Here is a 21,365-nt window from a genome sequence, read left to right as displayed (position 1 = left end):
GCCCACCGAGTACAGCATCACCGGGTTGGCAAACTCCGCCGCCACCTCGCGCATGATGTGGATCGCTTCGGCTTCCAGATGATTGAGGTGCGATACCGCTCCAGTCACACCATGCCCCCTTTCCCCTGATGGCGGTGCATCAAAGCACTCCGATCCAAGACCCGGAACCGTCAAAGCACCTTCTTATCGAACGATTTATGGCGATCAACATCCAGCCCACTGCCTCATCACGCGTCACCCACCACTGATGTCCGTTCTCGGCAAGATCAGCCGCTGAACCGTACATCATCCATCCTCGCCTCGAAACAATGCTCACGCGTGACGCGCGCAAAGACAAAAGACCTACGCCAAGTCTCGCAAGACGCCGCAGGGTTTGGTCATCACGCTGTCAGGCATACCCTTCCGGATAGGCTGACTGCCAGCGCCAGGTGTCCTCACACATGCGCTCGATACCATGCTCGGCGCGCCAACCCAGCACCTGTTCAGCCCGCGTGGGATCCGCCCAGAGTTCTGCCACATCGCCAGGGCGGCGCTCGGCGAATGCGTAGGGCACCTGGCGCCCGGATGCCGACTCGAACGCTCGTACCAGCTCCAGCACCGAGGTCCCCTTGCCCGTGCCTATGTTGAGCACGGTGGCACCCTTGTGCTGATCCAGTCCCCGCAAAGCCGCCACATGAGCGTGCGCCAGGTCCATCACGTGAATGAAGTCCCTGACACCGGTGCCGTCGGCGGTAGGCCAGTCGTTACCGAAAATCCCGAGTCGATCCCGCCTGCCTACCGCGACCTGTGCGATATAGGGCATGAGATTATTGGGGATGCCCTTGGGATCCTCCCCGATCCGGCCGCTTGGATGGGCGCCCACTGGATTGAAATAGCGCAGGATCATGGCGCCGAATGCCGGCTGTGCGGTACACAAATCCCCGATCAGCTGCTCCATGACCAGCTTCGTGCGGCCATAGGGATTGGTCACCGAAAGCGCTGAATCCTCGGTGGCGGGGACCCTCTCGGCCTGCCCATAGACCGTCGCCGATGAGCTGAACACCAGGCGATGCACCGACGCCCCCTGCATGGCATCCAGCAAGGTGATCGTGCCGGTGATGTTGTTGTCAAAATAACTGAGCGGATGGGCAACACTTTCTCCCACCGACTTGAGTGCGGCGAAATGGATCACCGCCTCAATGCCATGACTCTCGATGGCATCCAGCAGTGCTCGGCGGTTACGCACATCCCCCTCGATGACCGGAATGTTCCGCCCCACGATGCCCTCGACCCGGCGTATGGCCTCGGGTGAGGCATTACAGAAATTGTCGAAGACGACCGGCTCGAAACCCTTCTCCGTTAACGCCACACAGGTATGGGAGCCGATGTAGCCCGCGCCGCCTGTCACCAACACTCGCATGGATCTTTCCCGCCTTTGTGCATGACGTTCTATCGTAGCTTAGCCGAGCATCCGCGTGGACAGGCATACCGGCCGACACCTCGGGCTATCGTCGCACGGCATGACCAACACGATACCCCTCAAAAACCCGGGGTGCGGAAGATCGGCAAGGCAGTCGGATGCAGGTCGAAAATGAGTGCCCGTCACCCGTCGCCCGACACGGACTGCGGAAAGATTGGTCTTGCGCACGGATCTTGGATACTTTTGAGGCCAATTTAAGGTCTGAGACGGGCGGGAACAAACCGTGGACATGGACCAACGGACAAGAGCAGACATACTTCAGGCCGGCATCGCCGCGCCTTCGGCAGACAATTCACAACCTTGGCGATTTGCCTGGTCGGGAGATGTGCTTGATCTTCGGATCGACGCCGATCGCAGCGGCCGCGTATCGGACACGCGCTATGTTCTCAGTGACCTGGCGGTCGGTGCCTGTCTGGAAAACATGCGCATCCAGGGTCAGTCGCTTGGTTACACGGCGCATATGGAAACCTTTCCACATCCGCAAGATCCGCTGTGGGCCGCACGCATCCACTGGCACCGCGATACGCCGCACCCAACCCCAGAACCACTGGCCGCCGCGATCACACAGCGTCATACGGACCGCCGGTTTCCCTGGCGTGGTCCCATCGGCGCCGACATTCAGCAGCGTCTGACTGCGCAGGCCGAGAGCATCGCTGGCCAGAAGTTGTACTGGCCCACCTTGCCCCGCGAGCGAAACGCTGCACTGCGCGTCATCCGCCAGGCAGAGACCCTGCGTTTCAAGAGCCCGATGCTGCACGAAGAGCTCTTTTCAACCGTCCGTTTCTCCGCTGGCTGGCGGAAGGTTTGCGAGGAAGGGCTGGCGCCTGCAACGCTCGCCGTGGAGCCCCCTATGCGGCCGCTGTTCCAGAGCCTGCGTCACGCTAGGGCCATGCAGATGCTTAACCTCTTTGGCGCCGCGTCCATGCTGGGATGGCGTTCGGCGGGGCTGCCATTGAAGCTTTCGCCAGGCTTGTGTCTGCTGGTTACCGCCGGCAAGGAACGCGCCGATGTGGTGGCCGGGGGGAGAGCACTGCAGCGAGTATGGCTCGAGGCCACCCTGGCGGGCCTGTCCGTTCAGCCGTACGCGGCCGCGGGGGTGCTCGGGCTAGGGTTCATCCCCATTGAGTCGCGCTACCAGGACGCCCTCTCACAGCTTGGTGACGCCATGGATGCGCTGTGTGCTCCCGGGTACGGGCTGGTGTTCCTGCGACTAGGTTATGCGCGCTCGGCAGTGGCCTTTCGTAACGGGCGACGGGCGCTGAGCAGCTTCGGGACCAAGGAATAACGCAGGCATTGGGGCGGAGGCGACCTGATGACGCACGGATGCCCGGCGCCTTCGTCTTGAAGCGTTGAATGGATGTGTAGCGCCCATCCAGTGTCGGCAGTTCTTACACCGGCGCAGTCCCGGGAAACGAAAACGGATATCAGGCGATCACCTCTTGGGAAAGATGATGGAAAGCCCATCATTACCATTTAACACCATGAAATTAATGGCTTTATTAGTAAGAGCATCGGATTTCAGTGTGGTCGAACATCCAGAAACCCGCGGCGAAGAACGTTCGCCCCGAGCTGTCGGCATACCTTACAAACCGGAGGATCTTGCCGCAGGAAATTTATATATTTTCTTTTGAAAACAACATGTTGATAGCGTGGCACGCTGATTGCTTTATGAAGAACCAGGCAGTGCCACTCACGTGTCAATGCCACCACCGCTGCATTGGCTGGTTCTTACACTTGAGGAGAACAACATGTTGAAGAAAAAATATATCGGAGCTGTACTCGCAGGCGCCCTGGCTCTGGGCGCATGGAGCGGCTCAGCCATGGCGACTCCCGTAAACGTCAACGGCGTCATGTGGGATTCGAGCAGCCCGTTCGACCTGACCATTCAATCGCTCAACCTCCGCGAATCATCGGTATCGAATGTCGGTGACACGCTCATGGGTTATGGCCAAATTGGTTCGATCAACCAAGATAACCACTTCTGCGCGAGCTGCGATCTCACGTTCACATTTAGCTATACAGTGTCCGACATCAATGGTAATAAAGTGACCTTTGACAACGGCAGCTTCCAGTTTTACCTCCAGTCGGCGGGAAGCTACAACGCCGCTGACCCGGGATCCGTCGGAGGATCATCGTGGCTTACCCTTGCCGGCCACACCGCCCCGCAAACTGATTATTCGTCATTGGGGCAGCTGTATGCCACCGTCACCGGCACCATTCCTCAGCCAGGGCAGTTTTCTGGTGGCGCCGGCCTCCTTGACGTTACGGGAGGAGACGCCATGCCGTATATCGACTCCAATACCATTGCTGATGGCATCGGTGGATTCGCGGATCTCCATTTGAATTCGGAGTTCCAATCAAAGCCCGCTTCAACGTGTGGTGGGAACGTATCCTCTGATCCAAACGACATTTGCCATTACCCAATTTCGGGAACCGGTTCGCTGACCGGGATTACCGCAGTACCGGAGCCGGGCACCATCGGCATGCTGGGCCTTGGCCTGGGCTTCCTGGGTCTGGCCATGCGTCGCCGTCGCAAGGAAATCGACAACCGCGCGTAATCACCCGCGTGCACGACAGGGTCTGGTTGCAGAGGTGCCGCTTTCCAAAGCGGCACCTTTTTCTGTAAAGGCACAGCGCGCAGGAGCTTGAACACTCATGCCATGCGCATGACCTGGCCCGTGCGGTACGACGTGCAGCCACGACATCGCCGAACCCGTGCAAGGCGCTTTGATCGACCTTCAGGCGAGAGTATCTTGCTGATTAACCATCCAAACGACAGCACACCGTCCAGCCCGGCTCTTTCACGATGACTGACGCACCCGCCCGCAGTGAGCCTTTCGATTACGAGACCGCATTCAGCCGAACGATTGGCTGGATCACACGTACCGAACAGCCGATATTACGTGCCAAGCGCGTAGCGATCGCTGGCATGGGAGGAGTCGGCGGGAGCCACATGCTGACCCTGGCCCGCCTGGGCATTCAATCGTTCAACGTCGCGGACCTCGATCGCTTCGGCATCGAAAACCTCAACCGACAAGCCGGTGCGTTTCAGTCCACGATGGGTCAGCCGAAAGTGGATGTGCTATGCCGGATGGCGCGGGACATCAACCCCGATCTGGACATCAATACGTTCCCCGGTGGGGTAACCCACGACAACATGGAAGCATTCCTGTCGGGGGTGGACCTTTATGTCGACGGGCTGGACTTTTTCGTGCTCGATATCCGGGCCAAGCTGTTCGCCATGTGCGCCGAGCGTGGGATCCCGGCCATTACCGCCGCCCCTCTGGGCATGGGCGCCGCCGTGCTGGCATTCCTGCCAGGCCGGATGACCTTTGAGGAATATTTCAGGCTGGATGGCCAGACAACGGACGAGCAACAACTGAGATTCATGGTCGGCCTGGCGCCTGCCGTATTGCACCAACCCTATCTGGTCGATCCATCTGCCGTGGATCTGATCAATCACAAGGGGCCATCAACACCCATGGCGTGTGAGATCTGCGCAGGCATCGCCGGTACGCTTGCACTGAAGATCCTGCTGGGCAGGGGCAGAGTATTGGCCGCACCTCATGGCATGCATTTCGACGGCTACCGCAACAAGCTGGTGCATACCTGGCGTCCCGGGGGCAACAACAACCCCCTTCAGCGACTGATCCTGTCGGTGGCACGTCGCCGCTTCATGCGTTGAAGTCCATGGCGTCTGCTTGGCGGCGCTCGCGGCAACGCCATCGCGGCTGATTTGACCGGTGCCTGACTAGCCGTGCGCGCCTCTTTTCACGTTCTCCCTGTCACCCCGCCATCACCGGGCTATCGCCAGGCGCGTTCACTCGCCTGATAGTGGGCAAGTACCTTACATAACCTTCACCCAAGATCGGTTCAGGTGGGCGCGCTCGCGCGCTGTGACAGGTACCGTTTATGCACGATTCAAGGCATGTCCAGCAATTGCACTGCTACACTTCAACCTTATGGACTAGGGGGCCCATCATGAAGCAGCTCAGAATTGACTTGATCGCCGCCGCAAGGCCCAACTTCATGAAGATCGCGCCGCTATTCCACGAGCTGCAGCGGCAATCCTGGTGTCAGCTGCGTCTCGTGCATACCGGCCAGCACTACGACAAGAACATGTCCGAGGCCTTCTTCAGTGACCTGGGGCTACCACGGCCCGACCTGCATCTTGGTGTTGGGAGCGGCAGCCACGCCGAACAGACGGCCAATGTCATGCTCAGCTACGAGCAGGCGTGTACTACCGATCGGCCCGATCTCATCATCGTGGTCGGGGATGTCAACTCCACCATCGCCTGTGCCCTGGTCGGTTCGAAACTGCACATCACAGTGGCTCATCTGGAGGCCGGCCTGCGCAGTCGCGACCGCCGGATGCCGGAAGAAATCAATCGGCTGGTCACCGACACCATTGCCGACATCCTGTGGACGCCCTCGCCGGACGGTGATGAGAACCTGGCCGCCGAAGGCGTGGCACAGGAGAAAGTGACTCGTGTCGGCAACATCATGATCGACTCGTACGAACTGATGCGCGAGCGCATCGAGCAAAGCGGGCAGCGGCAGAAGCTTGGACTGGAAGGACGCGACTACGGCGTGGTCACACTGCATCGTCCTTCCAATGTGGATTCCCCCGCCACGCTCGCCGAACTGGTCAATCAACTGACGGATATCGCCAGGCAGCTACCCCTCGTATTTCCGGTGCATCCGCGCACGCGCAAGAACCTGGAAACCTTCAGCCTTTGGAAGAAGCTCACCCAGACCACGGGTCTACAGGTCATCGATCCCCTTGGCTATGTGGATTTCATGAACCTTGTCCGTGGTGCCCGACTGATCCTGACCGACTCGGGCGGCATCCAGGAGGAAACCACCTACCTGGGTATCCCATGCCTAACCCTGCGCGACACGACCGAGCGCCCTGTCACCATTACCGAAGGTACCAACCAGTTGATAACCGCCGCCAGACTCAAGGCAGTGGTCGAACAGATACTCCAAGGTCAGTGGACCAAGGGACGTAAGCCCGAGTTATGGGACGGCCACACGGCCACCCGTGTGGCGGCCGACATTCGTCGCCGTATGCTGGATTCGCAGCGTGCCGACTCCACCGAGGTTTCTTCTGGCGTCGCGGCTGAAAAACGCGCCCTGGGCCAAGCCTGATCGGGGTAGGCATATACCCGGTTGAACGCAGGCAGTCGAACTGCTGACCGGGCATTGCCACATATGCACATCATCATCATTGCCAGCTATCTGACTGCCGCCGCCGCCTATCTCGTGGGTACGGTGCTGCTGGCAGCCGCCTGGCGCGGCCAGAGAACCGGCGCGCAGCTGGTACTGGCCACCTCGGTCACCACCCTTTGGGCGGGATTCCTGGCCTGGGTCGAAACGCGGCATGCACTGGCTGGGAACTGGTTGCTTCTGGCGGAAACGCTGCGTTACGGCGCCTGGATCGGCTTTCTGAGCGCCCTATTCGGTGCCTGGCCGACATCCGGCACCCTGCGGGGGATACGTATCTTCGCCCACGCATTGTGGATCGTTATCGCTCTGTATTGCCTGTGGCCGGCAACGGGTTTGCCAGACACAACATGGTCGACCAACGTGAACGTGCCGATCATCGGCATGCTGATCCTAGCGTTGACGGGCGTGATACTCCTTGAGCAGCTTTACCGCAACGTAGCTCCGGAGCAGCGCTGGGCCCTGAAGTTCCTGCTGATCGCCCTTGGCGTGCTGTTCGCGTACGACATCTTTCTGTATTCATACGCCGCGCTCTATCGGCAGTTCAATGTCAGCGCGTGGGCCGCACGCGGCTTCATCGATGCACTGCTGGTGCCACTGCTGCTTATCGCCGCGGCACGTAACCCGAGCTGGTCACTCAACGTCGGAGTGTCCCGTCGCGTCGTGTTCTATTCGAGCAGCCTGTTGGTGGTCGCGTTTTACATCATGGCGACAGCCATCGGCGGATATTATGTTCGCCTGTATGGCGGCGACTGGGGCCGGGTCGCGCAAATCACGCTGGTGTGCTTCGCGCTGCTGAGCATCCTGCTGATCGCTTCCTCGGGGCGGGCACGCTCGCGCCTTCGAGTATTCGTGCACAAGCACTTCTTCAGTTTCCGTCACGATTACCGCGAGCAGTGGCTGCGTCTGACGGCCACCCTATCCGCCAGGGATATCGAGCTTTCGATGCGCGCCGTCCAAGGCATGGCTCAGATCATGGACAGTCCGGCCGGTGCGCTGTTTACATCCGGTACGACCGATGAATTTGTACTGGATACGCACTGGAACATGCCGGCATCGATCGGTGTCAAGCTTCCGGTGGGCTCGCCGGCGCTGCAATTCATGCGCGAGCGGCGCTGGATCTACGATCTGGATCAGCCACCACCACTGAACGACGAGCGATGGCGCATCCCTACCGAATTGGCCGGCTTGCCCCATGCCTGGCTTGTCATCCCGCTGGTACTGGAAGATCGCCTTGTCGGATTCGTGGTGCTTGCCCAGGCGCGTGCTCGACGTGCCATCGACTGGGAAGACATCGACCTGTTACGCGCGGCGGGCACGCAAGTTGCCGGCACGCTGGCGCAGGCCGCCGACGCCCGGCACCTGGCGGAGGCACGCCAGTTTGAGGGGTTCAACCGGCTTACCGCGTTTCTGATGCATGACCTGAAGAACATTGCCGCGCAACAGTCCCTGCTGCTTCAGAATGCCGAGCGTCACAAGCGCAATCCGGCGTTCGTCGATGACATGCTGATCACGGTTGAAAATTCCGTGCACCGTATTTCTCGCCTGCTCCAGCAGCTGCGTGGCGAAGCGGCAACGGCGGCGCAAACCCGGGTCGATATCGCCTCAGTGGTAGAGAAAGCCATCAGCGAATGCCGCGCCTATTCGCCGATGCCGGTATATCAACCCATGACAGCAGAGTGCTGGGTGCGCGCCGACGGCAATCAGTTGGCCACCGTGCTGGGACACCTGATACGCAATGCCCAGGAAGCCACGACGATGCACGGCCACGTCGCGGTGAGAGTTGAACGCGACTCCAGGCACGCCACCATCATCGTCGAGGACAACGGAACAGGCATGGATGAGGACTTCATCCGACATCGCCTGTTCCAACCATTTTTCACCACCAAAGCCAGTAAGGGCATGGGTATCGGTGCCTACCAGGCACGCGAATACGTGCAATCACTGGGAGGAGCGTTACGCGTGCACAGTACGCCGGGCCAAGGTACGGAATTGTTCATCCAGCTACCGCTCGCCGGAAGCGAAGAGCAGGCAACCACGGCGGGCAAACGGAGGGCCACATCATGAGCCAGGCGCAGCGCTGCCTGCTGATCGTCGAGGACGATGCTGGCCTGCAACGCCAGTTGCGCTGGAGCTTTGAAGACTATGAGGTGATTGTCGCCGGTGACAGGGCCGAGGCTATCGAGCAAATTCACCAACGGCGTCCAGCGGTGGTGCTGCAGGACCTGGGCCTGCCTCCCGACGAAAATGGTACCGCCGAGGGCTTTGCCACCATCTCCGACATACTGCAGGAAGCTCCGCATACAAAGATCATCGTGGCCACCGGCAATGGTGATCGCGACAACGCGGTCAAGTCGATCGGCTGCGGTGCCTATGATTTCTGCTCCAAGCCGCTTGACCTGGACGTGCTGCGCCTGATTGTGGACCGCGCCTTCCGTGTGCATGAGCTGGAAGCGGAAAACCGCAGGCTGCGCAGTCAGTCGACGCCTACACTCGAGGGCATCGTCGGCAGCAGTGAAGCCATTCTCGAAGCCTGCCGTCTGGTGGAAAAAGTCAGCCCGTCCAGTGCCACTGTTCTGCTGCTCGGTGAGACTGGCACCGGCAAGGAACTTTTTGCCAGAGCGATTCACCGACTGAGTACCCGCCAGGGCAAGCCGTTTGTCGCCATCAACTGCGCGGCCATCCCTGAGAATTTGCTGGAAGCAGAACTGTTTGGCTATGAGAAAGGTGCCTACACCGGCGCCCACAAGCAGACCAAGGGCAAGATTGAATTGGCAACCAATGGCACCTTGCTGCTCGACGAAATCGGTGACATGCCGATGGCGTTGCAGAGCAAGCTGCTGCGGTTCTTCGAGGAGCGGGTCATCGAGCGTATTGGCGGCCGACAATTGATTCCTGTGGACGTGCGCATCATTTGCGCCACGCACCAGGACCTGCCCGCGCTGATCCACGACGGACGTTTTCGTGAGGATCTGTTCTACCGGGTCAGCGAGGTCAGCATCCGCCTCCCGCCGCTGCGTGAACGGGTCGGCGACGCCGTGCCGCTCGCTCGGCATTTCCTGGAACAGTCGGCCAGTCGCCATGGGCGTGCTGTACGCGGTTTCAGCGCCAAGGCGCTGAAGATCATCGAGTCCCACCCCTGGCGCGGCAACGTGCGACAGCTGGAAAACGCCATCAATAGCGCAGTGATCATGGCCGATGGAAAACAGATTGACCTTGACGCACTGCGCCTTGGCACGGTCGGCAGCGAGGATGTGCTGAGCCTGCAGGAAGTGCGCGCCGATGCTGAAAAGCGAGCGATACAGAGAGCGTTGACCAATGCGAGGGGCAATCTCTCTCGAGCGGCGACGCTCCTTGGTATCAGCCGGCCGACACTCTACGACTTACTGAACAAATACAGCCTGAAAAAGCCTGGCGATGACCTGTAACGCCTGCGCTCGCGGCCGTAGCAACGAGGGTAAACAGATGCGCTCGACCAAGTGGAAGATGTGGACGCTGAAGCAGGTATTGCTGTTGTTTTGCAGTGCCATGGTGCTAAGCGGCTGCGGGCTGGCCGGCAGCAGCGGCAGTCTGGACGCGGGCGCCCGATACCAGGCCGAGGGCAAGTATCGCGCCGCCTACATCGAAGCCAAGAAAGTGCTGCAGCGCAAGGACACCAACGGCGAGGCCTGGCTGCTTCTGGGCAAGGCATCATTGATGCTCGGCCAAACCAGGGAAGCGCTGAACGACCTGCAGAAGGCCCAGGCCAATGGCGTCCCCAAGGCGCAGTGGGTGGTACCCATGGGTGAGGTGATGCAGGCCACCGGGCAGTACGACAAGCTTCTCCAAGTGGTTTCCACCGACGCCATAGACGATCCCCACATCAAGGCACAGGTGCAGGTGCTTCGCGGCGATGCCTATATGGCTTTGAAGCACTTCGATCAGGCCGAGCGCTCTTATCACTCGCCATTGGCACTGGATTCGACCAATGCGCGAGCACTGGTCGGCATGGCGCGAATGTCGGCAGCGAATAATCAGTTTGATGCTGCCGACAACTATGTGAACCAAGCACTGAAGGCGGCACCAGAAAGCCCCCAAGCGTGGATTTTCAAGGGGGACTTGGCTATCAGGAATCGGAACTTTGCGCAGGCCGAGTCCGATTTCCAAAAAGCACTGGATTTGAAAGATCCACACTGGCTGCCGCAGGAGCGCTTCTACACCCTGACCCGGCTGGCCAGTATTCAAACCCAGCAGCGTCAGTTCTCAAAAGCCCTGGAAAACATCCAGGCCCTGCAGAACATGTCTCCACAGAACCCCTACCCGCACTATCTGCGTGCCCTGGTGCAATACAGGCAGGGGCACTTGGATGACACGGTGTCCGAACTTCAACAGGTGCTCAAGACGCAGCCAGACAACGTGAAGGCCCAACTGCTGATGGGGGCTGCGAACTACGCCCAGGGCAATTATGCGCAGGCGGAAATGTATCTGAGCAATGTCATGGGCATGGATACAAGTAACATCCAGGCCAGAAAGCTGCTGGCGCTCACATTCTATCGAGAAGGCCGCTCGCAGCAGGCGGTGGCCACGCTCAGGCCCTTGCCGCCGGGCAACCCCTCCGACGCTGAACTACTGGCGATGCTGCAGAAGGCTACCGCCAAGGACAGCTCTTCTGATGTATCCAAGCCACTCGCCACGGCCTCTGCACAACCGACAGCCAATCCCGAACTGGCCAAGGCGCGTAAAGCCATCGCCAGCGGCAATACGGCAGAGGCGATCCATGTGTTGGAAACCATGCCGGCGAGCGACTCGGCGACCGAAGCCAAGCGCGTTACCTTGCTGGTGATGGCGCACCTGAGTGAGAAACAAGCTCTCAAAGCCGTCAAGGTGGCTGATGCCTATGCCAAGAAACATCCGGACCTGAGCTCGGCCCATCTTCTGTACGGTACCGCTTTGGTGGCGGCCGGCGAGAGCTCACGGGCCCGGACCGAATTCTCCCAAGCCCATCGACTGGATCCCAGCAGTGCCGCGGCGCAACTCAGCCTGGGAAGCCTTGACGCGCTCGAAGGCCATAACAAGGACGCCAGACAACGCTACGAAGACGTGTTGAAGCAACACCCCAAGAATGCGGTCGCGCTGACCGCCCTGGGGCGGCTGGATATGCTCGATGGCAACAAGGCCAAAGCCATCGAACGATTCAAACAGGCCGTTGCCGCGGCACCCAAGTCCCCTCCCGCGTACCTGGGACTGGTGGTGCTTTACAACGAGAGCGGCCAGTTCGATGAAGCTGGCAGCACCGCCAAGGAGCTGGCCAAGGCCAACCCCGACAGCCCGGAAGCATTAAACGCGCTGGGCGCCACTGAGCTCAACTCGGGCCATCACAGCGAAGCATTGAAGCCGCTGCAACAGGCCGTGAAGCTCGCTCCGACCGACCCGCTGTATCGTACCAATCTGGCCCGCGCACAGGTCCTCAACAAGGATACACAGCGGGCCAAGAACAACCTGCTCCAGGTGGTCAAGACCGACCCCAGTCAGGTGACGGCGGTGACGCTGCTGGCATTCCTCAAACTGCAGGACAATGACCTGCCCGGCGCCATCACGCTGGCGCGTTCACTGCAAAAGCAAGCGGCCACGCGAGCTGCCGGTTTCGGCCTGGAGGGAGACCTCTATATGGCCAACAAGTCGTGGGGCAAAGCCGTTCAAGCCTATCAGCAGGGACTGAAAGCCCGTTACGACCGCCCATTGGTCGTCAAATATTTTCATGCGCTCACGCAGAGCGGTGCCAAGGCACCTGAAACTCCGCTTCGTCAATGGTTGGTCAAGCATTCCAACGATGCGGCCATGCGCTTGCTTTTGGCACAGTACTATCTGGATCACTCAAACAACACCCAGGCCGCCGGTCAGTACGAAAAGGTTCTGAAAGCCTATCCGACGAATGTTGACGCGCTAAACAATCTGGCCTGGATCTACGTGCAGCAACACCGTTCCAAAGCAACGTCGCTGGCCAAAAAGGCCTACGAGCTGGCCCCAAAATCTCCGGGGGTTGCCGATACCTATGCTTGGGCCCTGATCGCGGACAACCAGCCGCAAGATGCACTGCCCATTCTGGAGAAAGCCGCCAAGGCGGCGCCAAAGGCCCCCACCATTCAGTACCATCTAGCCATCGCCCAGGCTCGCACCGGCGACAAGACCGGCGCACGCAAAACACTTGAAGCGCTGCGACGTTCCGGCGCCGATTTTCCGGACAAGGCGGCGATGGAAAAGCTCTACCACGACCTTGGTGGCGCAAACACAACCCAAGCGAACAGATGAGCAAGTCGTGATGCAGGGGGCGGTGCGGGTGAGAACCCACCTGCACTGCCCCGCCGGCAAGACAACGCGCAGCCTCGTGGCGACTGCGGAACGCCATGCTCGGCCGCCATTTGCGGGATGATGCTCGGACCAAGATGGCAGCGCCCCGCCCCCAGGTACCCAAACGACGCAACCGTACCGATCGCGCAGGGGCCTTGATCGGCTCAGGTAACTTGCCACCAGACACACCGTGTCAACGCAGCCAGTTCATCAGCAAGCGACTGGTATGCCCGGGTTGCATGGCAATGCACCGCGAAAAAACCGGCGCGGCCCGAGTCACAGTTGGTAGCGTTTGATCTTGTACCAGAGCGCTCGCTCACTGACGCCGAGCAGCCGTGCCGCGGCCGCCTTGTTGCCCTCGGTGCGCATTAGCGCAGCGGAAATAAGATGCCTTTCCAGCTCCTCAACATGGGGCTTGAGCGTGAGATCATCCGGCATATTGGATGCCGGATGACCGACAGAACCGTCATTGGCTGCGAGCGCTATGTCAGTGGGTAAATGCTCGACACAGACGTCTTCGCCCTTGCTGAGCACCGCAGCGCGCTCCATCAGGTTCTCCAGTTCGCGCACATTGCCCGGCCACGAGTAGGCCATCAGTCGCTCCACCACCACCTGAGTCAGTCGTGGCGTCGGGCGCCCCAATTCCGCGGCGTACTGGCGCAGAAAGTGTTCGGCCAGCAGGGCGATATCGCTTTGCCGAACTTTGAGTGGCGGCACATCGATACGCACCACATTGAGGCGAAAGTATAAATCCTGCCGCAACCGCCCCTCTTCCACCGCCTGCTGCGGATCGCGATTGGTGGCGGCCACCACACGCAGGTCGACCGGCATGGTCACGTTGGTACCCAGGCGCTCGATGCTGCCTTCCTGCAACATGCGCAATAGCTTGGCCTGAAGCGCCAGCGGCATCTCGGTAATCTCATCCAGGAACAGCGTGCCGCCGCTGGCCAGCTCACACTTGCCGACACGGTCCCGCATGGCGCCGGTGAAGGCGCCTTTCTGATGGCCGAACAACTCGCTTTCCAGGAGTTCTGCGGGAATCGCGGCGCAATTGATCGGCACAAACAACCCTTCGCGACCAGAACTCTCATGCAGCGCACGGGCCACCAGCTCCTTGCCGGTACCGGTGGCGCCAACGATAAACACGCTGCTGCGTGCAGGAGCCACCTGCTGGACCAGCCGATACAGTGCCTGCATCGGTTCGCTGGTGCCGATGAAGTCACCCCAGCCACGTGATACCTCGTCGCGCAGGAAACGGTTCTCACGCTGGATCGTGCCCATCGCCAGGGCGCGGTTCACGGCCAACTCCAGCGTCTCCATTTCAAAGGGGCGGATGATGTAATCCAGGGCCCCAAGCTTCATCGCCTCGACCGCCGTCTCGATGGTGCCGAAGGCCGTCAATACGATCACCGGTACCGCTTCACCGCGCGCCCGCATGTCGCGAAGCAGGTCGATGCCGTCCTTGCGCGGCATGCGAAGGTCGGTGAGTACCAGGTCAAACGGACCGCTATCGAGCGCAAGCAGCGCCTCGGCTCCATCGGCCGCCTGCACAACGTGATGGCCCATCTGCAGCAAGGAAAGCTCCAGCACACGACGCATCCTGGCCTCATTGTCGACCACCAGAATGCGTTTAGCGGTCATCGGTATCCTCTGTGTCCACTGAAAACCTCATGGCAAACTCCGCCCCACCCAGGGCGCCGCGCCCAACCTCGATGCAGCCGCCGTGAGCCTGCACGATCTGTTGGACAATGGTAAGACCCAGGCCAATGCCACCTTCGCGGCGGCTGAAGAACGGATCAAAAATGCGCTCGCAAAGTTCCTCGGCAACACCTGGCCCATCATCGGCCACGCGTAGATCGAGCCAGGGACCATCCTGCTCTGTGGTGATCACGATGTGACCGCCTGCGGACACGAACTCCAGCGCGTTGAGCACCAGATTCAGGACCAACTGCATCATCTGCTCACGATCGCAGGACAGCACCGCTTGCCGTGCCAGGGCCTGGTGCTGCAGGGTGATGCCGGCATGTTCGGCGCGTGTGGTCATCAATTCCACGACACCATGGACAATGTCGTTCAGGTCATGAAAGCGAAAGTCGGGAGGCTTGGGGCGAGCGCATTCCAGCAACATCGTGACCAGGCGATTCAAACGCTCGGTTTCGCTGAGGATGAAACCGATAAGCTCTCGCTCGCGACCTTCGGCAGGCATCTCGCGACCCAGCAGCTGTGCCGAGCTACGCACGATACCCATGGGTGTGCGCACTTCGTGAGCCATGATCGCCGCCATTTCGCCCACCACGGCGAGCTTGCCCGCACGCACCACCTGCAGTCGCGATTGCTCCAATGCACCGATCATTTCGGCATACGCACGCGCGAGTTCATCAACCTCTGAAACCGAGCTGGCCGGAGCCGCAGGTGTAACCGCTTCGCCTTGCCTGAAGCGGCGCGTGAACTGGGTGAGCTCAATGACCGGCCGCGCGATTCGCCCCGCCAGGCGCGAAGACAACCAGACGCCCATCAACAACGTCGTGGCCAGCAGCGCCGCCATCGCCCATAACAGATGCCAGACCGGACGAAACGACACGCTGGTCGGTTCCAGCATCAGGATGTGCCAGTTCAGCCCCTTGAATTGCTGATACCCCGATGACGTCGCCGCCCCAACCAGCAGATTGTCGTAGCCCAGCGCCCCGCCATCGTGCACATACGACGATGCGCCGTAGGCCGGCAGCGGCCATTTCAACGCGCCGTGCATGGTGCTCACCCGCCCACGCAGGCCACGCGAAGCGGCGATGACATCACCGTGCGCGCTCAGTAAAAGCAGTCCACGCGGACTGTTGGCAGTAGCCGCATCGAGCAGGGACCGCACAGCCCTCCAGTCAAGCCAGGCATAGAGCCTCCCAATGTCGCCGCTGCCAAATGCGTTGGGAATCCGGGTGCGCAGGATGGCCGAGTGGTGCCCGTCTTGCATGGCCATGCCGATGAACACACCCTGCCCCGTCGAGCCGGGCAGACGCGTCCAGGTATCGACATGCGGCGCACGTGAACCAATCAGTTCGGCTCGGCTGGCGGCCACGACACGGCCCTGCATATCGGTGCACATCAAAGCCCGATAGACACTATCCTGACCCGCTTGCAGATCCGACAGGAAGTGCGAGAGACGCTTGTCCACGTCGTCCACGCGCAAATCCTGCATCACCTCCAGTTTGCGCCATACGCGCAGGCTCTCCATCTGCGAGGCGACGAAAACATCCAGACGCTGCATCACCGCGCTCGCGCCGAACTGGAGATTACGTGCGATCTCGGCCTGCAAAGCGCCGCGAAACTCGAAAAATGTCAGCGCCCCCATGACCACGATGACACCAACCAGCATGCCGACAAGCGCGCGCACCAGCACGGAGCGGATCGTGATCAAGGCAGGTGCCCCTTGTGGCAAGCGGTCACAAATGGCCTCATGAATAGACGCAGCATGAATCCACGCAAGGAAGCGGCGAAAGCCAAAGAACGGGCATCGCGCAGCGCCCTGGCAGCAGGCAAAGCCCTTGGGCGCAAGCATAGCGCGACGCCGATACGGGCCGATACGCACTCGCTGAGCAGTGGCGCAATGCCTACCCGGACGATACAGTCGCGACACCTCGCGCGGCGTATCTGCCGCCGCATGCCACCTACACGCCCCTGCACCGGAGAGCCCACATGCCCACCTCGCTGCGTCGCGCACGCCTGTCTGCATGGCCCGGGACGCGCCGCATCGGCCTGGTGCTCGCGCTGCTCATGGCGGCATCGAGCGCGAACGCCGGCGACAACTGGCGTCCACTGCCCTATCGACTGGGCGAAGGTCTGTATTTCCCCCAGCAGCAGCTGCGGATCGGCGGTTATGCCAACGCCCATTTCTACGATTTCGACGGGCGTCGCCGCGCGGGCAACCTCAATGATGTCAGCCTGTTCGTCACCAAATCCCTGGGCAACCGCTGGAAGCTGTTCAGCGAGGTTGAGGTAAGCAACCTCGTCACCACGATCGGCCATCACACCACCACGCGCCGCGCCGAGTTCGATGTCGAGCGCCTGTACATGGACTATCACGCCCGTCGCGGTGCCACCGTTCGAGTGGGCAAGTTCCTGACCCCCTTCGGGCAATGGAATCTCGTACACGCCGACCCCCTGGTCTGGACGGTATCGCGTCCCCTGACAACCACCGCTGCCTTCGCCCGACATGCCACCGGCGCCGAGGTGTACGGCACCGTCAGCGTCAACCGTCGTGATCTCGATTACTGGGTATTCGCCGACGACAGTGAAGTGTTCGTGCCCGGCCAGGATCGCGACGACGCGTTTACCGATTTCGGCGCCGAAAGCTCGCTGCGCAACAATTTTCGCCACGCGGTCGGTGCCCAGGCGCTCTATCATCTACTGGGAGACAGCTTGAGCATTGGCGCGTCGATGATCAACTTCGAGCTGGATCGCCCCACGCATGGCTACCGGCTACGGGGTGTCAGCATTGATTGGGCGTCGCGCTATCTCGAACTGAGCGCAGAGACCATCTATCGCAGCCGCGGCGGGGTGGATGTCCCTAGCCAGCACGGCGGCTACCTGCAACTGGTCACCCACGTGACCGGCTCACTGAACCTGATCGCCCGCTACGAGCGATATCGGGCTTCGCAGCCAGCCATCACTTCACGCATCCGGACCTACGCCATCAACTATCAGCCGGTGCAGGGACTGGTGTTCAAGCTGGAGCGCCGCAACAGTTCGCACGCCACACAATTGGCACCCAGCGGCTGGCTGGCCTCCGTGGCCGTGTTGTTCTGAGGCCATGGCCATGCGTCGCCAGTGCTCCATCGGGTGCGCCATGCTGCTGTTTGGCACGCTTTGCGTACGCCAGGGCATGGCCGCCTCGATCACCCCCGACGATCATCATCTGGCGGTAATTGTCGGCAGTCACAGCGACATCCGGCACATGGACAGGGACACGCTGCGCAATGTCTTTCTCAAACGCGTTTTCATCGATCGCCACGGCCAGTCGCTGATAGCGGTCAATCTTCCTTCCGGCAACCCGGTAAGACATGCCTTCTCGCAGGCCGTCCTGCGCATGCCTGAAAGCCAGCTGCGCAGTTACTGGAACCGACAGTACTTCCAGGGCGTAAGCCCTCCCTATGTGCTCGCATCCCAGCGAGCCATCGTCGAGTTTGTGGCGCGCACGCTCGGTGGTATCGGCTACGTGCAACCGTGCGCCGTGGATGCGCGTGTCCGTGTCGTGGCCATCATAGAGCTTCACGAGGCAACACAGCCACGCTGTACCCCAACTGCAATACGACCTGCAAAGGCTGCAAAAAAAGACTGAAAAATCTTGCAGGGTCTGCAGAAAACTGCGTACTCGCTCCAGCGTTAAATTGCAGTTTAATTTATTAAAATCAGCGGGTTAATTCGTTGGCATGGATCTAGCTGAAGGCGCATGGAGCTCTGACTCCCGATGCGAGGCCCCATGCCGCCCAACGATACTTTCGCCGACAGCGATCCGTGCGTGCTGCGTCACGTACATCCGCTTCTCAACGCGCCGCTGCAGCCGCCCACATTCCGGCTGCATGGTCCGGCAGGGCCGCGGCGACGTTCCGCCGAAGCCTTCATCCGCCGCGTGTTCGCACTCGCCTACGGCGCCGACGTGCACAGCTTCTATCCCCAATTGCTGGAGTTGCGCCATCACAATACCCTGCGCGCAGTCATCGGCTATCGCGATGGTACCCACGATCCCCTGTTCTGCGAGCAGTACCTGGAACAGCGGCTCGAGCCGGCCATCGCCAAGTACGCCGGTCACCCCATTTCCCGCGATCGCCTGGTGGAAGTGGGCAATCTGGCATTGACCGATCCGGGTGAGGCGCGCTGGGTCATCGCCATCATGACCCTGTACCTTTACGCGCAGGGTTACGAGTGGGTGTTATTCACCGCCACCCGACCGCTGATCAATGCGTTCCGCCGGCTGGGACTGGCACCGATTGAGCTGGCCAGGGCCGACCCCCGACGCCTGTCCGATGACGGCGTCACCTGGGGAAGCTACTACGACACCCAGCCAACGGTGTGCGCCGGACGCATCGCCTCGGGATTCGAGAAATTGCAGGCCTGCCTGCACGAGTCCGGTCAGGACGAGCTGCCCACCGACATTCTCCGGCAGATTCGCGGACTGTCGGAAAGAGACAGCGCGCCGCACATGCTGGGGGCGCGTGCATGAAGCAGATCCTTGCACGTATCCGTGATCACGCCACACGCTCGCCACAGCGCATCGCCATCATCGACCACACCGCGCAGCTCAGCTACGGCGAACTTGCGCGCCTTATCGAACAGGTCGCAGCAGACCTGACGACGACGCGCATCGGCCTTCTGGCCGACAACGGCATCGGCTGGGCCATTACCGATCTGGCCGCCGCGGCCGCCGGCTCTGTATGCGTGCCCATTCCCACTTTCTTCAGCGCCACACAAATCCGCCATCTGATCACCGATGCCGGATTGCAGCAGATCATCACCGACCGCCCCGAGATGCTGGCGCAGCTACTTGCGCAGTCGGTCCATAGCCACATCAGCGTGCAAGGCAAAACGCTGTCGGTGTTCGAATTGCAGCCCGAGTGCGTGCCCTCCCTGCCCCTCGACACCTGCAAGATCACCTACACCTCCGGCACCACTGGATCGCCCAAGGGTGTCTGCCTCTCCGGTACGGTCATCGAACAGGTGGCACTCTCGCTTGGCCAGGCGCTGCACGCCGGTGAACAAGACCGAAGCCTGTCGCTGCTGCCGCTGTCCACGCTGCTGGAAAATCTGGGGGGTCTCTACGCCCCTCTCAGCTTTGGTGCGCAAGCGGCGCTGCCAAGGCTGGAGCACTGTGGTTTTCAAGGCTCAAGCCGCGTCGACATCCCCCAGCTTGTCGCGGCCATCCATCATTACGAACCGACCACGACCATTCTCGTACCGCAGCTGCTCAAGGCCTTGATAGAGGCGCTGACCGCCGGGGCGCCGAAGCCCAGCTCCCTGCGCTTTGTGGCAGTTGGCGGCGCACCATGCGGCCGCGCGCTGATCGAACGCGCACACTGCCTCGGTCTACCGGTACACGAAGGCTATGGACTGTCCGAAGCGGCCTCGGTGGTCAGTCTGAACCGGCCCGGTGCCAACCTGCCGGGCAGCGTGGGCGAGCCACTACCACACCGTCAGGTAGAAATCGCCGAAGACGGTGAAATCCTCATCCATGGTGCGCTCTTCAGCGGCTACCTGGGCGAAGGGCACCCTCCCCCGACAACCTGGCACACGGGCGACCTTGGCTACCTGGACAGCCATGGTCGCTTGTACGTGACTGGCCGCAAGAAAACCGCGTTCGCCACCGCGTTCGGTCGCAACGTGGCACCGGAGTGGGTGGAAAGCGAGCTGGCGGCCTCACCCTTCGTGATGCAGAGCGCGGTGTTTGGAGAAGGACAGCATCTCAACGCCGCGCTGCTTGTTCCCCACCCCGCAGCTAGCGCCGATCAGCTGCGCCTGGCCATCGAGCAAGCCAACAGCCGCCTTCCCGACTATGCACGCATCGGTGCATGGCGTGTGCTTGGCACCGCCTTTTCCACGGACAACCGGTTGCTGCACGCGTCGGGCGCCCTTGACCGCCCGGCCATTGCCAAGCGCTACAGCGACGTACTCGAACAGCTTTTTGCAGGAGACACCACGCATGCCCATGTATGACCGCCTCGTCAGCGAGACCGCCGCGGCCCGCGAACAGTTTCTGGCCATCCCCGTCATCCAGCGTGCGCTGCAGGGACAGGTGTCTCGGCAGGAATATGTCGCGTTTCTTGGCCAGGCCTACCACCACGTGCACCAGACGGTGCCGCTGCTGATGGCCACCGGCGCGTACCTGCCCGAGCGCCTGGACTGGATGCGTGCGGCGATGGCCGAGTACATCGAGGAAGAACAGGGCCACGATGCCTGGGTACTGGACGACATCACTGCTTGTGGCGGTGATGCGGCACAGGTTCGTCAGGCGCGCCCGCTCCCGGCCACCGAGTTGATGATCGCCTATGCCCACGACACGGTGCGACGCGGCAATCCGGTGGGCTTCCTGGGCATGGTTTTCGTGCTGGAAGGGACCAGTGCGGCGCTGGCCAGCCAGGCCGCCGAAGCGCTGCGCCAGGCACTGGACCTGCCCGCGCGTGCGCTGCGCTACCTCAGTTCCCACGGTGCCCTGGATCAGGCCCATGTGGGCTTCTACGAACAACTGGTGAATGGGCTTGACGACCCGCGTGACCAGGACGCCCTGATTCACGCCGCCAACATGTTCTATCACCTGTACGGCAACGTCTTCCGGGCCGTTGCCACCCCCCGGCCGCACTGAGGAGTCGCC

At 61.1% G+C, this 21,365-nt stretch carries 16 protein-coding genes and 1 pseudogene; 13 read left to right on the top strand and 4 right to left on the bottom strand.

Features of this window, described 5'->3' with window-relative positions; genetic code table 11:
* Nucleotides 1-108: pseudogene (locus HBF24_RS17460) on the bottom strand (sulfate adenylyltransferase small subunit); the annotation flags it as partial.
* A 280-nt stretch (nucleotides 109-388) separates the two neighbouring features.
* The gene (galE, locus tag HBF24_RS07865) at nucleotides 389-1,399 is read right to left on the bottom strand and encodes a UDP-glucose 4-epimerase GalE (protein ID WP_167171361.1); all 1,011 of its coding nucleotides are present in this window, start codon (nucleotides 1,397-1,399) and stop codon (nucleotides 389-391) included.
* Nucleotides 1,400-1,688: 289 nt separating this feature from the next.
* Here galE and HBF24_RS07860 point away from each other — a divergent pair, with 289 nt between their 5' ends.
* The 8 genes from HBF24_RS07860 (at nucleotide 1,689) to prsT (ending at nucleotide 12,973) form a co-directional block, all read left to right on the top strand.
* The gene (locus tag HBF24_RS07860) at nucleotides 1,689-2,744 is read left to right on the top strand and encodes a hypothetical protein (protein ID WP_167171466.1); all 1,056 of its coding nucleotides are present in this window, start codon (nucleotides 1,689-1,691) and stop codon (nucleotides 2,742-2,744) included.
* A 154-nt stretch (nucleotides 2,745-2,898) separates the two neighbouring features.
* The gene (locus HBF24_RS07855; RefSeq protein WP_167171359.1) at nucleotides 2,899-3,090 is read left to right on the top strand and encodes a hypothetical protein; all 192 of its coding nucleotides are present in this window, start codon (nucleotides 2,899-2,901) and stop codon (nucleotides 3,088-3,090) included.
* 117 nt (nucleotides 3,091-3,207) lie between these two features.
* A complete protein-coding gene (locus HBF24_RS07850) occupies nucleotides 3,208-4,017 on the top strand; it encodes a PEP-CTERM sorting domain-containing protein (RefSeq protein ID WP_167171356.1) in 810 nt (269 codons plus the stop codon).
* Between the two features lie 248 nt (nucleotides 4,018-4,265).
* Nucleotides 4,266-5,144, top strand: coding sequence for a ThiF family adenylyltransferase (locus HBF24_RS07845; protein ID WP_167171354.1), 879 nt, complete (start codon nucleotides 4,266-4,268; stop codon nucleotides 5,142-5,144).
* A 296-nt stretch (nucleotides 5,145-5,440) separates the two neighbouring features.
* Nucleotides 5,441-6,610: a UDP-N-acetylglucosamine 2-epimerase (non-hydrolyzing) gene (gene wecB / locus HBF24_RS07840; protein ID WP_167171351.1), complete on the top strand. Its 1,170-nt coding sequence runs from the start codon at nucleotides 5,441-5,443 to the stop codon at nucleotides 6,608-6,610.
* Nucleotides 6,611-6,673: 63 nt separating this feature from the next.
* The gene (prsK, locus tag HBF24_RS07835; protein ID WP_167171348.1) at nucleotides 6,674-8,752 is read left to right on the top strand and encodes an XrtA/PEP-CTERM system histidine kinase PrsK; all 2,079 of its coding nucleotides are present in this window, start codon (nucleotides 6,674-6,676) and stop codon (nucleotides 8,750-8,752) included.
* A complete protein-coding gene (prsR, locus tag HBF24_RS07830) occupies nucleotides 8,749-10,113 on the top strand; it encodes a PEP-CTERM-box response regulator transcription factor (RefSeq protein WP_167171345.1) in 1,365 nt (454 codons plus the stop codon). Before prsK ends, prsR begins: the two co-directional genes overlap by 4 nt.
* A 37-nt stretch (nucleotides 10,114-10,150) precedes the next feature.
* A complete protein-coding gene (gene prsT, locus HBF24_RS07825) occupies nucleotides 10,151-12,973 on the top strand; it encodes an XrtA/PEP-CTERM system TPR-repeat protein PrsT (RefSeq protein ID WP_167171342.1) in 2,823 nt (940 codons plus the stop codon).
* A gap of 315 nt (nucleotides 12,974-13,288) precedes the next feature.
* Here prsT and HBF24_RS07820 read toward each other — a convergent pair whose 3' ends face one another.
* Entirely contained in the window at nucleotides 13,289-14,653 is a 1,365-nt protein-coding gene (locus tag HBF24_RS07820; protein ID WP_167171339.1) for a sigma-54 dependent transcriptional regulator, read from the bottom strand.
* On the bottom strand, nucleotides 14,643-16,421 hold the full coding sequence (locus tag HBF24_RS07815) for a HAMP domain-containing sensor histidine kinase (RefSeq protein WP_167171337.1): 1,779 nt from the start codon (nucleotides 16,419-16,421) through the stop codon (nucleotides 14,643-14,645). The genes HBF24_RS07820 and HBF24_RS07815 overlap by 11 nt, the downstream gene beginning before the upstream one ends.
* Before the next feature lie 278 nt (nucleotides 16,422-16,699).
* Between HBF24_RS07815 and HBF24_RS07810 the strand changes: the two genes are divergently transcribed.
* The 5 genes from HBF24_RS07810 to HBF24_RS07790 all read left to right on the top strand — a co-directional run bounded on the left by HBF24_RS07810 (nucleotide 16,700) and on the right by HBF24_RS07790 (nucleotide 21,356).
* Nucleotides 16,700-17,809 (top strand): hypothetical protein, encoded by a 1,110-nt coding sequence (locus HBF24_RS07810; protein ID WP_167171334.1) that lies wholly within the window; start codon nucleotides 16,700-16,702, stop codon nucleotides 17,807-17,809.
* A 40-nt stretch (nucleotides 17,810-17,849) separates the two neighbouring features.
* Nucleotides 17,850-18,341: a hypothetical protein gene (locus HBF24_RS07805; protein ID WP_167171331.1), complete on the top strand. Its 492-nt coding sequence runs from the start codon at nucleotides 17,850-17,852 to the stop codon at nucleotides 18,339-18,341.
* A gap of 141 nt (nucleotides 18,342-18,482) precedes the next feature.
* On the top strand, nucleotides 18,483-19,223 hold the full coding sequence (locus tag HBF24_RS07800; protein ID WP_167171328.1) for a thermostable hemolysin: 741 nt from the start codon (nucleotides 18,483-18,485) through the stop codon (nucleotides 19,221-19,223).
* Entirely contained in the window at nucleotides 19,220-20,710 is a 1,491-nt protein-coding gene (locus HBF24_RS07795; protein ID WP_167171325.1) for an AMP-binding protein, read from the top strand. The genes HBF24_RS07800 and HBF24_RS07795 overlap by 4 nt, the downstream gene beginning before the upstream one ends.
* A complete protein-coding gene (locus HBF24_RS07790) occupies nucleotides 20,697-21,356 on the top strand; it encodes an iron-containing redox enzyme family protein (RefSeq protein WP_167171322.1) in 660 nt (219 codons plus the stop codon). Before HBF24_RS07795 ends, HBF24_RS07790 begins: the two co-directional genes overlap by 14 nt.
* The last annotated feature ends 9 nt before the right edge of the window (nucleotides 21,357-21,365 follow it).

This window comes from Oleiagrimonas sp. C23AA (genome assembly GCF_011759385.1).
In the GTDB taxonomy this organism is placed as follows: Bacteria; Pseudomonadota; Gammaproteobacteria; order Xanthomonadales; family Rhodanobacteraceae; genus Oleiagrimonas.
The sequence above is the reverse complement of the archived record's forward strand: the minus strand, read 5'-3'. Positions and strand labels throughout refer to the sequence as shown.

Coding starts and splice junctions, on each gene's coding strand:
- galE (WP_167171361.1), bottom strand. CDS start 1,399: ATGCGAGTGTTGGTGACAGGCGGCGCGGGCTACATCGGCTCCCATACC.
- HBF24_RS07860 (WP_167171466.1), top strand. CDS start 1,689: ATGGACCAACGGACAAGAGCAGACATACTTCAGGCCGGCATCGCCGCG.
- HBF24_RS07850 (WP_167171356.1), top strand. CDS start 3,208: ATGTTGAAGAAAAAATATATCGGAGCTGTACTCGCAGGCGCCCTGGCT.
- HBF24_RS07845 (WP_167171354.1), top strand. CDS start 4,266: ATGACTGACGCACCCGCCCGCAGTGAGCCTTTCGATTACGAGACCGCA.
- wecB (WP_167171351.1), top strand. CDS start 5,441: ATGAAGCAGCTCAGAATTGACTTGATCGCCGCCGCAAGGCCCAACTTC.
- prsK (WP_167171348.1), top strand. CDS start 6,674: ATGCACATCATCATCATTGCCAGCTATCTGACTGCCGCCGCCGCCTAT.
- prsR (WP_167171345.1), top strand. CDS start 8,749: ATGAGCCAGGCGCAGCGCTGCCTGCTGATCGTCGAGGACGATGCTGGC.
- prsT (WP_167171342.1), top strand. CDS start 10,151: ATGCGCTCGACCAAGTGGAAGATGTGGACGCTGAAGCAGGTATTGCTG.
- HBF24_RS07820 (WP_167171339.1), bottom strand. CDS start 14,653: ATGACCGCTAAACGCATTCTGGTGGTCGACAATGAGGCCAGGATGCGT.
- HBF24_RS07810 (WP_167171334.1), top strand. CDS start 16,700: ATGCCCACCTCGCTGCGTCGCGCACGCCTGTCTGCATGGCCCGGGACG.
- HBF24_RS07805 (WP_167171331.1), top strand. CDS start 17,850: ATGCTGCTGTTTGGCACGCTTTGCGTACGCCAGGGCATGGCCGCCTCG.
- HBF24_RS07800 (WP_167171328.1), top strand. CDS start 18,483: ATGCCGCCCAACGATACTTTCGCCGACAGCGATCCGTGCGTGCTGCGT.
- HBF24_RS07795 (WP_167171325.1), top strand. CDS start 19,220: ATGAAGCAGATCCTTGCACGTATCCGTGATCACGCCACACGCTCGCCA.
- HBF24_RS07790 (WP_167171322.1), top strand. CDS start 20,697: ATGCCCATGTATGACCGCCTCGTCAGCGAGACCGCCGCGGCCCGCGAA.